Source organism: Paraburkholderia sp. BR13439, assembly GCF_040948805.1.
Taxonomy (GTDB): Bacteria; Pseudomonadota; Gammaproteobacteria; order Burkholderiales; family Burkholderiaceae; genus Paraburkholderia; species Paraburkholderia youngii.
Genome location: NZ_JBFPKN010000199.1, coordinates 1 through 257, shown reverse-complemented (window position 1 = coordinate 257; position 257 = coordinate 1). Strand labels below are relative to the sequence as shown.

General features: G+C 50.6%; 1 rRNA gene. It reads left to right on the top strand.

The annotated features are described in order from the left end of the window. Positions 1 to 164: 164 nt before the first annotated feature. A 23S ribosomal RNA gene (locus AB3X96_RS42855) occupies positions 165 to 257 on the top strand; the annotation flags it as partial.

Sequence of the window (257 nt, the reverse complement as noted above, 5' to 3'; positions counted from 1 at the left end):
GTACCTGGAGATGGGTGTGTGAGTAGGTGAATCAGGGTTGTGATTGTATCGATGTATTTTTAAGTGATCGAGAGATCGCTTTGGAATACGGCGCAACACGAATACTCAACCTGTAGCGGCATGTGATTCTGCAGTGAGCAATCATTGAGACACACCCGTTATAGGGTCAAGCGAACAAGTGCATGTGGTGGATGCCTTGGCGATCACAGGCGATGAAGGACGCGGTAGCCTGCGAAAAGCTCCGGGGAGCTGGCAAA